The organism is Pseudomonas sp. 8BK (genome assembly GCF_902506475.1).
GTDB lineage: Bacteria > Pseudomonadota > Gammaproteobacteria > Pseudomonadales > Pseudomonadaceae > Aquipseudomonas > Aquipseudomonas anguilliseptica.
The window spans coordinates 1145902-1161170 of sequence record NZ_LR733252.1 but is presented as its reverse complement, the minus strand read 5'-3'; the positions used below and the strand labels follow the sequence as shown (position 1 = coordinate 1161170).

The 15269-nt window shown below is 62.1% G+C and carries 14 protein-coding genes; 7 read left to right on the top strand and 7 right to left on the bottom strand.

The window, feature by feature from the left end; genetic code table 11:
* Positions 1–73 precede the first annotated feature (73 nt).
* Entirely contained in the window at positions 74–562 is a 489-nt protein-coding gene (gene dadR, locus ACIN8IBEIGE_RS05255; protein ID WP_090250512.1) for a transcriptional regulator DadR, read from the bottom strand.
* A 155-nt stretch (positions 563–717) separates the two neighbouring features.
* On the opposite strand from dadR, the gene dadA reads away from it, so the two are divergent.
* The 5 genes from dadA to ACIN8IBEIGE_RS05230 all read left to right on the top strand — a co-directional run bounded on the left by dadA (position 718) and on the right by ACIN8IBEIGE_RS05230 (position 4707).
* Complete coding sequence (dadA, locus tag ACIN8IBEIGE_RS05250) at positions 718–2016, top strand: D-amino acid dehydrogenase (protein WP_160013728.1); 1299 nt, start codon at positions 718–720, stop codon at positions 2014–2016.
* The gene (locus ACIN8IBEIGE_RS05245) at positions 1991–2341 is read left to right on the top strand and encodes a RidA family protein (RefSeq protein ID WP_160013727.1); all 351 of its coding nucleotides are present in this window, start codon (positions 1991–1993) and stop codon (positions 2339–2341) included. The genes dadA and ACIN8IBEIGE_RS05245 overlap by 26 nt, the downstream gene beginning before the upstream one ends.
* An 89-nt stretch (positions 2342–2430) precedes the next feature.
* A complete protein-coding gene (gene alr / locus ACIN8IBEIGE_RS05240; RefSeq protein WP_160013726.1) occupies positions 2431–3504 on the top strand; it encodes an alanine racemase in 1074 nt (357 codons plus the stop codon).
* Between the two features lie 102 nt (positions 3505–3606).
* A complete protein-coding gene (locus tag ACIN8IBEIGE_RS05235; RefSeq protein ID WP_090250501.1) occupies positions 3607–4155 on the top strand; it encodes a cupin domain-containing protein in 549 nt (182 codons plus the stop codon).
* 129 nt (positions 4156–4284) lie between these two features.
* Positions 4285–4707, top strand: a complete 423-nt coding sequence (locus ACIN8IBEIGE_RS05230; RefSeq protein ID WP_090379812.1) for a cytochrome c5 family protein — start codon at positions 4285–4287, stop codon at positions 4705–4707.
* 84 nt (positions 4708–4791) lie between these two features.
* Here ACIN8IBEIGE_RS05230 and ACIN8IBEIGE_RS05225 read toward each other — a convergent pair whose 3' ends face one another.
* On the bottom strand, positions 4792–5364 hold the full coding sequence (locus tag ACIN8IBEIGE_RS05225) for a xanthine phosphoribosyltransferase (RefSeq protein WP_160013725.1): 573 nt from the start codon (positions 5362–5364) through the stop codon (positions 4792–4794).
* A 118-nt stretch (positions 5365–5482) separates the two neighbouring features.
* On the bottom strand, positions 5483–7492 hold the full coding sequence (gene rep / locus ACIN8IBEIGE_RS05220) for a DNA helicase Rep (RefSeq protein WP_160013724.1): 2010 nt from the start codon (positions 7490–7492) through the stop codon (positions 5483–5485).
* Positions 7493–7758: 266 nt separating this feature from the next.
* On the opposite strand from rep, the gene ACIN8IBEIGE_RS05215 reads away from it, so the two are divergent.
* Complete coding sequence (locus ACIN8IBEIGE_RS05215; protein WP_160013723.1) at positions 7759–9432, top strand: bifunctional diguanylate cyclase/phosphodiesterase; 1674 nt, start codon at positions 7759–7761, stop codon at positions 9430–9432.
* Between the two features lie 57 nt (positions 9433–9489).
* Here the strand turns inward: ACIN8IBEIGE_RS05215 and pbpG are convergent, their stop codons facing one another.
* Positions 9490–10407: a D-alanyl-D-alanine endopeptidase gene (gene pbpG / locus ACIN8IBEIGE_RS05210; RefSeq protein ID WP_160013722.1), complete on the bottom strand. Its 918-nt coding sequence runs from the start codon at positions 10405–10407 to the stop codon at positions 9490–9492.
* Positions 10408–10549: 142 nt separating this feature from the next.
* Here pbpG and chrA point away from each other — a divergent pair, with 142 nt between their 5' ends.
* Positions 10550–11893 (top strand): chromate efflux transporter, encoded by a 1344-nt coding sequence (gene chrA / locus ACIN8IBEIGE_RS05205; RefSeq protein ID WP_160013721.1) that lies wholly within the window; start codon positions 10550–10552, stop codon positions 11891–11893.
* A gap of 72 nt (positions 11894–11965) precedes the next feature.
* Here chrA and ACIN8IBEIGE_RS05200 read toward each other — a convergent pair whose 3' ends face one another.
* The 3 genes from ACIN8IBEIGE_RS05200 to ACIN8IBEIGE_RS05190 are packed head-to-tail and all read right to left on the bottom strand — an operon-like array spanning position 11966 to position 15194.
* Positions 11966–13312 carry a glutamine synthetase family protein gene (locus ACIN8IBEIGE_RS05200; protein WP_178124386.1) on the bottom strand — a complete coding sequence of 449 codons (1347 nt, stop codon included), beginning with the start codon at positions 13310–13312 and terminating at the stop codon, positions 11966–11968.
* 23 nt (positions 13313–13335) lie between these two features.
* On the bottom strand, positions 13336–13893 hold the full coding sequence (locus ACIN8IBEIGE_RS05195; RefSeq protein WP_160013719.1) for a helix-turn-helix domain-containing protein: 558 nt from the start codon (positions 13891–13893) through the stop codon (positions 13336–13338).
* Between the two features lie 11 nt (positions 13894–13904).
* Entirely contained in the window at positions 13905–15194 is a 1290-nt protein-coding gene (locus ACIN8IBEIGE_RS05190) for an FAD-binding oxidoreductase (protein ID WP_160013718.1), read from the bottom strand.
* Positions 15195–15269: the final 75 nt, after the last annotated feature.

Below are 15269 nucleotides of genomic sequence, written 5' to 3'. Positions count from 1 at the left end.
CCCGATTGTCTTGTTTATACCTCGTTGGGCTTCGTCGCAGGCTTCTCAACCCAACCTACTTGCAGCTTTACCCTTAGTCAGCAATCGGCAGGCTCAGGCTCTCTTTCACTTCTTCCATGACGATGTAGCTCTTCGACTCGCGCACGTGCGGCAGCTTGAGCAGGATATCGCCGAGCAGCTTGCGGTAGCTGGCCATTTCGTTGATTCGCGCCTTCACCAGGTAGTCGAAGTCACCGGACACCAGGTGGCACTCGAGTACGTGGGGCAGCTTGAGTACCGCGCGGCGGAACTCCTCGAAGGTGTCGCCGGACTTGTAGTCCAGGCTGATCTCGACAAACACCAGCAGGCTGGCCTTGAGCTGCTGCGGGTTGAGCCGGGCGTGGTAGCCCATGATGATCCCTTCGCGCTCCAGGCGGCGGACTCGCTCGGTACAGGGCGTGGTCGACAGGCCGACCCGCTCGCCCAGCTCGGTAAAGCTGATGCGCCCATCTTCCTGCAGGATGCGCAGGATATTGCGGTCGATCTTGTCCAGTTCGCGGCGGCTCTGATGCTGGGTGCGCACGGTGGATACCCCTCTAGATAAGGCGATATTGCCAAGAATTGTCGCCAAATATAGCCATTTATATAGTGAAAAGCACTGGTGATCTCTTCCTATACTGCGCTTAATTGTGATCTCAGGAATTATCCGTCGCGCATTGTCGCGGCGAGGAGCGTGTCATGCGGGTTCTGGTTCTCGGCAGCGGTGTGATTGGTACAGCCAGTGCGTATTACCTGGCGCGTCAGGGTTTTGAAGTGGTGGTGGTCGACCGGCAGCACGCCCCGGCCATGGAAACCAGCTTCGCCAACGCCGGCCAGGTGTCACCTGGCTACGCCTCGCCGTGGGCGGCGCCGGGCGTGCCGTTGAAAGCCATCAAGTGGCTGCTGCAAAAACATGCACCGCTGGCGATCAAGGCCACCGCTGATATCGACCAGTACCTGTGGATGGCGCAGATGCTGCGCAACTGCACTGCCAGCCGTTATGCGGTGAACAAGGAGCGCATGGTGCGTCTGTCCGAGTACAGCCGCGACTGCCTCGACGAATTGCGCGCCGAGACCGGCATCGCCTATGAAGGCCGCAGCCTGGGCACCACCCAGCTGTTTCGCACCCAGGCGCAACTGGATAACGCGGCGAAAGACATTGCCGTACTCAAACAATCCGGCGTGCCCTATGAGCTGCTCGACCGCGCCGGCATTGCCCGCGTTGAACCGGCTCTGGCGGCGGTCACCGACAAGCTGGCAGGCGCGCTGCGTCTACCGAATGACCAGACCGGCGATTGCCAGCTGTTCACCAGCAAGCTGGCCGAGATGGCCAAGGCGCTGGGTGTGGAATTCCGTTTCGGGCAGAACATCCAGCGCATTGACGCCGTCGGCGATCGGGTCAATGGCGTGTGGATCGATGGCAAGCTGGAAACCGCCGATCGCTACGTGCTGGCCCTCGGCAGTTTCAGCCCGCAATTGCTCAAGCCGCTGGGCATCAAGGCGCCGGTGTACCCGCTCAAGGGTTACTCGCTGACTGTGCCGATCACCAATGCGGCGATGGCGCCCACCTCGACCATCCTCGATGAAACCTACAAGGTGGCGATCACCCGTTTCGACAACCGTATCCGCGTCGGCGGCATGGCTGAGATTGCCGGCTTTGATCTGAGCCTCAACCCGCGTCGCCGCGCCACCCTGGAAATGATCACTGCCGATCTCTACCCGCAGGGCGGAGATCTGCGCCAGGCCGAATTCTGGACTGGCCTGCGTCCAGCCACTCCGGACGGCACGCCGATTGTTGGTGCTACCGGCTTGCGCAATTTGTTCCTCAACACCGGTCACGGCACACTGGGCTGGACCATGGCCTGCGGCTCCGGTCGCCTGCTTGCCGACCTGATGGCGAAAAAGCGTCCGCAGATCAGCGCCGAAGGTCTGGATATTTCCCGTTATAGCCGTTCCCAGGAGAGTCATAAGCATGTCAGTACAGCGCCTGCACACTGAAAGCCGTTACAGCGAAATCGTCATCCACAACAGCACGGTCTACCTGGCCGGCCAGCTGGCGGATGACTACAGCGGCGATATCGTGCAGCAAACCCGTGAAACCCTGGCCAACACCGATCGTATGCTGGCCGAGGCCGGTAGTGACAAGTCGAAGATCCTTTCCGTGACCATCTACCTGAAGGACATGGAGCGCGATTACGCCGGGCTTAATCAGGTCTGGGATGCCTGGGTCGCGCCAGGCGCGGCGCCTGCACGGGCCTGTGTCGAGGCGAAGATGTACAAGCCTGAGGTGCTGGTGGAAATGATGATCGTGGCCGCCCTGTAAATCGGCCGATCCCGTTTGCGATAAGTGTTTGCCCGGCCATCACACCGGGCTTTTTTATAGTCTGAAAACTGCTGATAGCCGAGAACGTCATGCGTCCTGCCCGCGCCCTGATCGACCTGCAAGCCCTGCGTCATAACTACCAACTGGCCCGTGAAGTCAGCGGCGCGCGCGCCCTGGCGGTGATCAAGGCGGATGCCTACGGCCATGGCGCGGTGCGTTGTGCCCAGGCGTTGCAGGAACAGGCCGATGGTTTTGCCGTGGCCTGTATCGAGGAAGCGCTGCAGCTGCGCGAGGCCGGTATTCGTGGGCCGATCCTGTTGCTGGAGGGCTTTTTCGAGGCCGACGAGTTACCGCTGATCGAGCAGCACGAATTGTGGTGCGTGGTGCATTCGCTGTGGCAGCTTGAAGCGATTGAGCGCAGCGCTGGGCGCGGCCCGCTGACGGTCTGGTTGAAGCTGGACAGCGGCATGCACCGGGTCGGCCTGCATCCGGCCGATTACCAGGCGGCCTATCAGCGCCTGCTGGCCAGCGGCAAGGTGGCGAAGATTGTGCTGATGAGCCATTTCGCTCGTGCCGACGAGCTGGATTGCCCGCGCAGTACTGAACAGTTGGCGGTTTTTCAGCAGGCGCGGCAGGGCATTGTCGCCGAGGTCAGCCTGCGCAATTCGCCTGCCGTATTGGGCTGGCCGAGCGTGCCGAGCGACTGGGTGCGCCCCGGCATCATGCTCTACGGTGCGACCCCATTCGAACAGGCGCAGGCCGTGGCGGCACGGTTGCAGCCGGTGATGACCCTGGAATCGAAGATCATCAGCGTGCGCGAACTGCCGGCCGGCGAGCCGGTGGGCTATGGCGCGCGCTTTGTCAGCGAGCGGCCGACCCGCGTCGGTGTGGTCGCCATGGGCTATGCCGACGGCTACCCACGTCATGCGCCGACCGGTACGCCAGTGGCGGTGGACGGCCAGCTGACCCGCCTGATCGGCCGCGTGTCGATGGACATGCTCACCGTCGATTTGACCGATCTGCCGCAAGCAGGCCTGGGCAGTCGGGTCGAACTCTGGGGCAAACAGGTGCTGGCCAGCGACGTGGCCACCCAGGCGGGCAGCATTCCCTATCAGCTTTTCTGCAACCTGCGGAGGGCGCCGCTGCTCTACCTCGGGGACTAACAGTCGCGCTGTAGACGAGTTTGAACGCGAGTGTTGTAAATTCTGAACGCTATGCCATGATACGGCGACTTTTCCGTATCTATCCCAAGGGGGACTCCAGCATTGGACGTCGGTGTACGACTGCAATCCATTCGCAAACTCAAAGGCCTTTCCCAGCGTGAACTCGCCAAACGGGCGGGCGTCACCAATAGCACCATTTCGATGATCGAGAAGAACAGCGTAAGCCCTTCGATCAGTTCGTTGAAAAAGGTGTTGGCGGGTATCCCCATGTCGCTGGTGGAGTTCTTCTCCCTGGATGTGGAGCAGGATAGCCAGGCCCAGGTGGTCTATCGCGCCGCCGAACTCACCGATATCTGCAGCGGGGCCATCACCATGAAGCTGGTAGGCAAGGCGCATCCGAGCCGAGCCATTTCCTTCCTTGATGAAACCTACCCCAGCGGCACCGACACCGGCGACGAAATGTACGCCCACGAAGGTGAAGAGGCCGGCATGCTGGTCGAAGGCAAGCTGGAGCTGACCGTGGGCGACGAGGTATTTATCCTTGAACCGGGCGACAGCTACTACTTCGAGAGCAGCAAGCCGCACCGTTTCCGTAATCCGTTCGAGCAGCCGGCACGCCTGATCAGTGCCACCACGCCGGCAAATTTCTAACGGCCAGGCCAGGCCGCTAATAACCCTGCGACAATATGGGTTGTTTCGGCGGCCGCGGCTTGCCGTTATACTGTCGCCCGCTCGCGAAACCGTGGCCGCGAGCGTGACTAGCCACGAAGAGGGTGTACCGTGAACCTGATTAAAAAGCTCCTGGTAGCACCGGCTACCGTATTGGCCCTGTGGGCAGTGACTGCTCAAGCCACGACCGACGAAGCTATTGCCGAGCGACTGAAGCCGGTTGGCCAAGTCTGTGTGATGGGCGAAGAATGCAAGGGCGTGGGTGCTGTAGCAGCCACAACCGGCGGCGCTGCGCGTACTGCTGATGACATCATTGCCAAGCACTGCGGTGCCTGCCATACCCCGGGTATTCTGGGTGCGCCGAAAATTGGCGACACAGCTGCCTGGAAAGAGCGCGCTGATCACCAGGGCGGCCTCGACGGCATCCTGGCCAAGGCAATCTCCGGTATCAACGCCATGCCGCCAAAAGGCACCTGCGCTGATTGCTCGGACGACGAGCTGCGTGAAGCGATTCAAAAGATGTCCGGCCTGTAATACGCCTGACGCTGCTGTAAAAAAGCCGCCTATTCAGGCGGCTTTTTTGTGCACAGGAGAAACTGTGGCAGCCGCCAGTGGCGCTTAGTCGATAAAGCTGACCTGACCATCCTTGAGTGAATCGATGCGCGCCAGCGACTCGACCCGGTAGCCCTGAGCATCCAGTTCGGCGCGGCCGCGCTGGAAGGACTTCTCGATCACTACGCCAATGCCGGCAATACTCGCACCGGCCTGGCCGATCAGGTCGATCAGGGCGCGGGCGGCATGGCCGTTGGCCAGGAAGTCGTCGATCAGCAGCACATGATCCTTGGCGTTCAGGTGCTTGGCCGAAATGGCCAGGGTGCTTTCGGTCTGCTTGGTGAAGGAAAACACCTTGGAGATGTACAGGTCGTCCTTGAGTGTCAGCGACTGGTACTTGCGCGCGAAGATTACAGGCACGCCCAGCTCCAGGCCGGCCATCACTGCCGGGGCAATGCCCGAGGCCTCGATGGTGACGATCTTGGTGATGCCCTGGGCGGCAAAGCGCTGGGCAAATTCGTGGCCGATCTGCTGCATCAGCGCCGGGTCGATCTGGTGATTGAGAAAGGCATCGACCTTGAGTACGTGCTCCGAGAGCACGGTGCCTTCCTCGCGAATTTTCTGTTTTAGCGCTTCCACGCGGTTACCCTCGTCGTTCTTTCTGATGCCCGGTCTGTGCCGGGATGTAATGGTGCAGCGTAGCGCGGATGCAGGAGGTGACGAAATACGTCTGTCTGCGCCCGCGCGCTGTTGCCGGTTATTTCTTCAACATGGCGCGCATATTGGCCAGTGCCGAGTTGCCGGTGGCGGCCTTGACCTCGGGCGCGGCGTCTTCCAGACCTTCCCAGACCAGGTCCTCGGGTGGCAGTTCATCGAGGAAACGGCTCGGTGAGCAGTCGATGATCTCGCCGTACTGTTTGCGCTTGGCGGCGAAGGTCATGGTCAGGTTGCGCTTGGCGCGGGTGATGCCGACATAGGCCAGACGGCGCTCTTCCTCGACCGTATCGGCTTCGATGCTGGAGCGGTGCGGGAGAATTTCTTCTTCTACGCCGAGGATATACACCGACGGATATTCCAGTCCCTTGGACGCGTGCAGGGTCATCATCTGCACGCCTTCGGCGCCTTCCTCTTCTTCCTGCTGGCGTTCGAGCATGTCGCGCAGCACCAACTTGCCGATGGCGTCCTCGATGGTCATGTCGCCGTCTTCGTCGCGCTCCAGAGTGTTCTTCAGCGCTTCGACGAGGAACCAGACGTTGCCCATGCGCGCGTCGGCGACCTTGTCGCTGGAGGCGTTCTGGCGCAGCCAGTTTTCGTAGTCGATGTCCATGACCATGCTGCGGATCGCCGCAATCGGATCGTTCTGCGCACATTCCTGGCGTACCCGGTCCATCCACGTGGTAAAGCGTGCTAGGCGTTCGGTGTAGCGCGCGTCCAGCTGCTCGCCGAGGCCGATCTCGCCGGCGGCAGCGTACATGCTGATCTTGCGGCTGGTGGCGTAGTTGCCGAGCTTTTCCAGGGTGGTCGAGCCGATCTCGCGGCGCGGTACGTTGATCACGCGCAGGAAGGCGTTGTCATCGTCCGGGTTGACCAGCAGGCGGAAGTAGCTCATCAGGTCCTTCACCTCCTGGCGGGCGAAGAAGCTGGTGCCGCCCGACAAGCGATAGGGAATCTGATGGTGCTGCAGTTTCAGCTCCATCAGCTTGGCCTGGTAGTTGCCGCGATAGAGGATGGCGTAATCGCTGTAAGGGCGCTGGGTGCGCAAGTGCTCGGTGAGGATTTCCAGGGCCACCCGTTCGCACTCGGCGTCTTCGTTGCGGCAACGGATCACGCGGATCTCGTCGCCCATGCCCATCTCGCTCCACAGCTGTTTCTCAAAGGCATGCGGGTTGTTGGCAATGAGGATGTTGGCGCATTTGAGAATGCGGCTGGTGGAGCGGTAGTTCTGCTCGAGCATCACCACCTTCAGCGAGGGGTAGTCCTCTTTGAGCAGCATCAGGTTTTCCGGGCGCGCGCCGCGCCAGGCGTAGATCGACTGGTCGTCGTCGCCAACCACGGTGAACTGGTTGCGCATGCCCACCAGCATCTTTACCAGCAGGTATTGGCTGGCGTTGGTGTCCTGATATTCGTCGACCAGCAGGTAGCGGATGCGGTTCTGCCATTTTTCCAGGATGTCGGCGTGCTCCTGGAACAGCACCACCGGCAGCAGGATCAGGTCGTTGAAGTCCACTGCGTTGTACGCGCGTAGGGTGCGCTGGTAGTGCAGATAGACGATGGCGGCGGTCTGTTCCTTGGGGTTGCGCGCGCCTGCCAGCGCCTGCTCGGGCAGGATCAGGTCATTCTTCCAGCTGTCGATGTAGTTCTTGATCTCATCCGCACCATCATCACCGGCATATTCCTTCTGCATAATGTCGGTTAGCAGGGCCTTGATATCGCCATCATCGAAGATCGAAAAGCCCGGCTTATAGCCCAGGCGGGCGTATTCTTTGCGGATGATGTTCATGCCCAGGTTGTGGAAGGTCGACACCGTCAGGCCCCGGGCTTCGGGGCCCTTGAGCAGGGTGCCGACGCGCTCTTTCATTTCCCGCGCGGCCTTGTTGGTAAAGGTCATGGCGACAATGTGGCGGGCCTGGATGCCGCAGTTTTGTACCAGGTGGGCGATCTTGCGGGTAATCACGCTGGTTTTGCCGGAGCCTGCGCCGGCGAGCACCAAAAGTGGGCCGCCGACATAGTTCACGGCTTCCTGCTGCCGGGGGTTCAGTCGGGACATGGAATCAATCGTCAGGCGGAATGGGCGCGCATTTTAACAGGCCTGGCACTTTCTGCCGTGACCATCTGGAAGTGTGTTGCAGTGCACATAATGGCAAACAGCCAGGCTTGGTTAATTTTGCTAATCCAGTACTCTGGTGCCACTTTCGGGTCTTTGCCATGCCGCAGGGCGCGCGCCACTGACACAAGGATGTGCGTGATTAGACGTCGATTACGACGCATCCGAGCGGGTTCAATGCTCTTTATTTGTGCAGTGGGGGAAGTTTTTTGTCCGCGTTCGTCGAACCATTACGGTTGCTTTTGCTGGCGGAAACTCCAGGCTGGGCGCAGTTGCTGCGCGAGCGCCTGAGTGCGCTCGGCAGTGGTTATGCGCTGATCACCGCACCGTCCTGGGAGGCAGCCAGCGCGCTGTTCGATAAACCCAGCAACGCCCTGCTCCTGACCACCGCGAAATACCTGCCTGCCTCCGGGCGCTGTTCCCTGCCGATTGTCCTGCTGCTGGATGCCGAGCCTGAAGCCGAGCCCGAGGGCGTGTGCGACTGGCTGGTACGCGACCAACTCAGTACTGAAGTACTGCGCCGTTGTCTGCGCTATGCGCGCGAACAGGGCAACCTGAAGGACACCCTGCTCCGCCTGGCCGAACAGGATGCCCTCACCGGCATTGCCAACCGGCAGGGCTTTCAGACCCTGCTTGCCGCGCGTCTGGCTGAATATGAAGGTCGCGGCCTGACCCTCGGCCATCTCGACCTGGACAACTTTCGTCACGCCAACGATGCCCTTGGCTATCAGGGCGGTGACAGCCTGATTCTGCAAGTAGTGGCGCGGATCAAGGCGCAGCTGCAGGCCGGCGATCAGGTGGCCCGGTTGGGCAGCGATGAGTTTGCCTTGCTGCTCGACAGCCGCCGCGATCCGCAACGTGCCGAACGGCTGGCCGCGCAGATTACCGAAGCCCTCGGCGAGCCGTACTGGATCGACGGTGAAAGCCTGCTGATCGGCTGCAGTCTGGGCCTGGCCCACTCTCGTGCCGAAGGCAGCGCTGACCCACTGATGTGGCACGCACATATCGCCATGCAACAGGCCAAGAGCCAGCAGGGCTGCACTTTTCATATCTATGACGAACGGATCAATCGCAGCGCCCGCAACCAGGCCGACCTGGAAAGCGAGCTGCGCCGCGCCCTACGACGTGATGAGCTGGAGCTGCATTATCAGCCGCGTCTGTGCCTGCAGAGCGGGCGCATCGTCGGCCTGGAGGCGCTGGTGCGCTGGCGCCATAGCGAGCATGGCCTGCTGGCCCCCAACGAATTTGTACCGCTGGCCGAGGAAAGCGGGTTGATCGTGCCGCTCGGCTACTGGGTGATCAGCCGTGCCCTGCGCGATATGCAGTGGTTACGTGGGCGTGGCCTGCCGGCGCTGCATATGGCGATCAACCTGTCATTCCGCCAGTTCCAGGACAGCCAGTTGCTGCCGACCCTCAGTCGCCTGATCGAAGAGCGTGGCGTCGATGCGCAGTGGCTGGAGTTCGAGCTGACCGAAACCGCCGTAATGCGCCGTAGTGATCAGGTGCAGCAGACCATGCTGGCCCTCGGTCGCCTCGGCGTGCGCTTCTCGCTGGACGACTTTGGCACCGGTTTCTCTTCTTTCGTGCACCTGAACAACCTGCCGATCACCTTGCTGAAGATCGACAAAAGCTTTGTCGGCGGCATGAGCGAGCGTGCGGAAAATCGGCAACTGGTGCGGGCGATGATCAACCTGGCGCACAACCTCAACTTGCAGGTGGTCGGCGAGGGCGTGGAAAACGCCGAGCAGTTGGCGCTGCTGCGTCAGTACGGCTGCGACCAAGTGCAGGGCTACCTGATCAGCAAGGCTTTGCCGCTCCCCGAGCTGGCGCGCTTTCTGGTGTTTGGCATGCGCCAGCCTCTGTTCGGGCTGAATAACAGCTGAGCCGCTCGCTGATGCCAAAAGGCCCGCACTTGCTGCGGGCCTTTCTGTTTTACGGGGTTACTGCGCGGTCTTGCCTTGGGCTTGGGCCTGGCGCTGCGCCAGTTTCTGCTGGCGGTAGCTGATGGCCGCCGGCGGCACTGCAGTGACCTTGCCGGTTTCTAGCCAGCGCTTGAGGCGGTTGGCGTCGGCCATATGGGTGTATTTGCCGAAGGCATCCAACACCACGAAGGCCACCGGGCGGTTATTCATCACGGTATTCATCACCAGGCAGCGACCCGCTTCGCCGGTGTAGCCGGTCTTGCTCAGCTGCACGCTCCAGCCGGGCTTGCGCACCAGGTTGTTGGTATTGCGAAAACCCAGGGTGTAGTTAGGCTTGCGGAACGCCTGGGTCTTCTCCGCGGTGGTGCTGAACTGGCTGATCAGTGGGTACTGCCGCGCGGCCTTGAGCATCAGCACCAGGTCGCGGGCGTTGGAGACGTTGTGTTCCGACAGCCCGGTGGGTTCGACAAAGCGCGAATGCTTCATGCCCAGGGCGCGGGCCTTGGCGTTCATCGCCGTGACAAAGGCCGCGTGGCCACCCGGATAGTGGTGCGCCAGGCTGGCTGCGGCGCGGTTTTCCGAAGCCATCAGGGCCAACAGGAGCATGTCGCGGCGGCTCAGCTCGCTGCCCACGCGCACACGGGAGAACACGCCGCGCAGGTCATGGGTGTCGCGAATCATGATCGGCAGCACCTGATCCAGCGGCAGTTTGGCGTCAAGGGTGACCATGGCTGTCATCAGCTTGGTCACCGAGGCAATCGGCACCACGCTGTCGGCGTTGCGCTCGTAGAGCACCTGATTGGTCTGCAGATCGACCAGCAGGGCGCTGCCGGCGGCCAGATCCTGTTGTTTGGCGGGGGCGGCCTGGGTGTTCGATGCAACTACAACGCAGCTGCAGATCAGCAGCAGGCTTACTATCGAATGGCGGATTTTCACAGGGAGCTTCACGGGCAGGTTGGAGGGAGGGCGCTGCACTGCCAAGTATACGGAAATCCGCGCGGCGGCTTGAGTGGGCGGGCTTAAATCGTCATGCGCTCGCGCTATAGTGCGACCGCGTTTATTGCCATGAGTTGCCCGCATGTCCGAATCGTCTGCTCCACCTGCGCCGCCCGCTGTCAGCCTGGGTGAAGCCTTCTGGTTCTGGCTCAAACTGGGGCTGATCAGCTTCGGCGGGCCGGCTGGGCAAATTGCGATCATGCATCAGGAGTTGGTGGAGAAGCGCCGCTGGCTGTCCGAGCGGCGTTTTCTGCATGCGCTGAACTACTGCATGCTGCTGCCGGGGCCGGAGGCGCAGCAGTTGGCCACCTATATCGGCTGGCTGCTGCACCGTACCTGGGGTGGGGTAATTGCCGGGGTGCTGTTCGTGCTGCCGTCGCTGTTTATCCTGATCGGCCTGTCCTGGCTGTATATCGCTTATGGCGATGTGCCGCTGGTGGCGGGGATTTTTTACGGGATCAAACCGGCGGTGACCGCCATCGTGATGCAGGCGGCTTGGCGCATCGGCTCACGGGCGCTGAAGAACAACTGGCTGTGGGGCATCGCTGGCGCGTCCTTTGTCGCCATCTTTGCCTTCAATCTGCCGTTTCCCTTGATCGTGATTGGCGCGGCGCTGCTCGGCTATTGCGGTGGTCGGCTGTTGCCGCAGCAGTTCAGCCTGGGTGGTGGACATGCGGCGGCCAGCCATTCCTACGGTCCGGCGCTGATCGATGATGACAGCCCGCCGTTGGCGCATACACGTTTTCGCGCCCCGCGCCTGGCGCTGTTGCTGCTGGTCGGCGCGCTGCTCTGGCTGCTACCGATGGGCCTGCTGACCTGGCTGTACGGCTGGGACGGTACGCTGACACAGATGGCCTGGTTCTTTACCAAGGCAGCGCTGCTGACCTTTGGCGGCGCCTATGCGGTGCTGCCGTATGTCTACCAGGACGCTATTGGTCATTACGGTTGGCTGACGCCGACGCAGATGATTGATGGCCTGGCCCTAGGCGAAACCACGCCGGGGCCGCTGATCATGGTGGTGGCGTTTGTGGCCTTTGTCGGCGCTTATCTGCAGCCGATGTTTGGCGGCGATTCGGGCTTTGTCAGCGGCGCAGTGGCGGCGGCGCTGGTCACCTGGTTTACCTTTCTGCCGTCCTTTCTGTTCATTCTCGCCGGCGGACCGCTGGTGGAATCGACCCATGGCGAGCTGACATTCACCGCACCGCTGACCGCAATTACTGCGGCCGTAGTGGGGGTGATTCTGAATCTGGCACTGTTCTTTGCCTACCACGTGCTCTGGCCGCAGGGCTTTGCCGGCAGCTTCGACTGGCCGTCGGCGCTGCTGGCCGTGGCAGCGGCGCTGGCGCTGTTGCGCTTCAAGCGTGGGGTGATGGAGGTGCTGCTGGTGTCGGCGCTGGCCGGGTTGGCGGTGTATCTGCTGCGTTGAAGTCGCGCGCCCGCTGCCAAGGCAACGGGCGCGCGGAGCAGTTACGGTTTACAGGTAGTTTTCAACGACCTGTTACATAAACCAGCGGTACTCCCGCGCACTCACTTCCTGCATAAAGGCCAGGTGATCCTGGCGCTTGTTCTCGCAATAGACCATCACGAACTCACTGCCCAGGCCCTGGTTGACTACCGGGTGGTCGCGCATGGCACTGACCGCGCCGAGCATGTCCTGGGGAAAGTCGATGCCGCTCTGGCGGTTCTCGTTGAGCGGTGCGATGGGTTCCCTGCCGGCATCCAGGCCATGTTCCATACCGGTGAGGATCGCCGCCAGCACCAGATAAGGGTTGGCGTCGGCGCCGGCCAGGCGGTGTTCGATGCGCAGGTTTTTACCGTCCGATTCGGGAATACGGATACACGCATCGCGGTCCTCGAAGCCCCAGCTGGCGCGGCTGGCGGCGTTGACCATAGCGCCATAGCGGCGGAAGGCGTTGTGGTTGGCGGCGAAGATCGGCATGCAGTGCGGCAGCAACTCCAGGCAGCCGGCCACCGCATGGCGCAGCGGGCGCTGCTTATCGGCGGCCAGCAGGTTGTTACCTGCGTCGTCGTACAGGCTGACGTGCACATGCATGCCGCTGCCCGGCGCGTGCAGGTAGGGCTTGCTCATAAAGCTGGCGCGCTGGCCGTGCTTGAGCGCCACACCGCGGGTGCTGCGACAGAACAGGGCGGCCCAGTCGGCGGCGCGCAGACCGTCGTCACAATGGCCGAAGTTGATCTCGAACTGGCCGGGGCCGAGTTCGGCTGTAATCACATTGGCGTCCACGCCCTGTTCATTGGCAGCGTCGACGATCTCGTGCAGCACATCGGCGAAGCGCGACAGCCGTTCGATATGCATATTCGGCTGGTCGTCGGCATCGTCGCACAGCGGGTCGCGGGGGAACTGCGGCAGGCCGTCCTGCAGCTTGCGGTCGAACAGGTAGAACTCCAGTTCGAACGCCACCACCGGGCGGATGCCTCGCGCTTCCAAGCGTTTGAGCACGCGGGCGAGCACTTCACGGGGCTCGAATTCGATCGGTGCTTCAGTGCCATCGGAGCTGATCAGCATCTGCGCCAGCGGCTGGTTTTCCCAGCGCACCGGTTTGAGCGTGCCAGGGATCAGCCGGCGCGGCGCGTCCGGGTCGCCGTCGTTGAAGCAGTAATCACCAATCGGGTGCAGGCCGCCCTGCACGCCGAGCAGCACGCAGTTCTGCGGGATTTTCAGCGGGCTGCCGGCGGCGACCTTCTCCAGCATCTCGATGGGGTAGCGCTTGCCGTAGAAATGTCCGGGAATATCCAGACTGATCAGGTCGACATAACGCACCTCGGGGTGGGCGCTGCGGAAGGCGCGGACTTCGCTGAGCAGGTCGGGGAATGCTGTTGTTATTGTCATGGTGGTATCTGCGCGGATCAGGTGAAGATCCAGAGCACTCGTGTGGGTAAGTCGGTGAGGTTGGCGTAGCGAAATTGCGCGTGCGGCGGCAGCTGGAAGCTGTCATTCGGGCCGAGGGTGACCGGCTCGGCAGCGTCGCCGTACCAGATCGTCAGCTCGCCTTCGAGGACAAAGCCGCCCTGTTCGGAGCTGTCGTTCAAATGTCCATCGCCGCTGGTGGCGCCAGGATCCAAACGGCTTTCGAGCATGGAGAAACCGCCCGACATGGTCGGCGAGGCCAATACATCGGTGATGCCGCCGGCGTAGTACAGCGTGCGGCGCTCGCCGGGGCGGGTGACCCAGGGCACGGCACGCGGCTTGCTCAGGCTGTAGAAATAGGTGGTCGGCACGCCGAGGCTTTCGCTGATGGCGGTGAGGTCGGCCACAGTCGGGCGCGACAGGCCGCGTTCAACCTGAGAAAGAAAGCCCACCGAGCGGTCGATGCGTGCGGCCAGCTCACCCAGGGTGAGGTTCTTATGCTTGCGCAGGTCGCGGATTAGGATCGCCAGGCCTTCGATTTCTTCCTGCATGTCCATGGGCACCTTCCTTAAATAACGTCACGCAGGCGATACCAGGCCTTGCCCACGGCCTCGATGGGCGCAGCGAGCAGATCGCCGCCGGGGAAGCGCGGGTTGCTCAGGCCCTGGTACAACTCGAGCAGCTCGCTGTCGCCGAGGATCGCGTCGCTGACCGCGCGGGCGGCGGCCAGGGTCGGCAGGATGCCGTGGCCGGAGAAGCCTTGTAGCCAGTACTTCTGAGCGCTGCGGCCGACGTCCGGGGTGCGGTGCATGGTGCAGTCGATATGCCCGCCCCAGCCATAGTCGATCTGCACGCCGCGCAGTTGCGGGAACACCCGCTCCAGATATGGCCGGGTGGCTGCCGGCACGTCCGCCGGAATACCGCCGAGGTAGGTGCAGCCACCGCCGAACAGCAGGCGATTGTCCGGGGTGACGCGGAAATAGTCCGGTACGAACTGGTTATCGATGGCGCAGGTGCCGCGTGGGAACAGCGAGCGCGCCAGCTGAGGGTCCAGTGGCGCAGTGGCGACCTGGTAGGAACCGACCGGCAGCAGGCGCTTCGACAGTTGTGGATCGAGCTTGTCGATATAGGCGTTGCAGGCCAGTACCAGCAGATCGCTGCGAATCTCGCCGTGTTCGGTGCGTGCCAGATAACCGTCTGCCGTTTCTTGATAGTTCAGCGCCTTGCTCTGCTCGAAGATCTTGCCGCCGGCTTTCTCGAAGGCATCGGCCAGACCCTGGGCCAGTTTCAGCGGGTTGAGGTGGGCGGCGCCGCTGTCATGCAGGGCAGCCAGGTAACGCGGGCTGGCGATCCACTGCGGCAGTTCGTCCTTGGGGATGAAACTCAGCTGCGTATAGCCGTATTTCTGCTCGGCTTCTTCCAGGCTTTCCTGCAGCTGGCGCACGCGGCGTGGCAGCACGGCGGTGTAGATCGCGCCGGTGCGGTAGTCGATATCAAAGTTGTGCCGTTCGGGCAGTTCGCGCATTTCCTCGGCGGCCCAGACCATGCTGTCCCACAGGCGGCGGGCGCGTTCCAGGCCGAGGGCCTTCTCGAACGGCGGCATATCGCAGGACCAGCCCGGCAGCGCCTGACCACCGTTGCGCCCGGAGGCTGCCCAGGCCAGGCGACTGGCTTCCAGCAGCACCACCTTCTTGCCCGCCAGGGCCAGGCGCAGCGCCGTGTGCAGCCCGCTGAAACCGCCACCGATAATCAGCACCTCACACTGCAACGCTTCCTGCAGGCGCGGCCGCAGCGGGATCGGACCCGGATAGGTGCCAGCGTAGTAGGTGCCGATATGCTGGGCGGATTGTCTGAACATGGCGCGCCTCATGAAATTCTATTTAGTTAATTTCATGAAAATCTACGTGATAAATTTCATAAAGCCAAGCGAGAA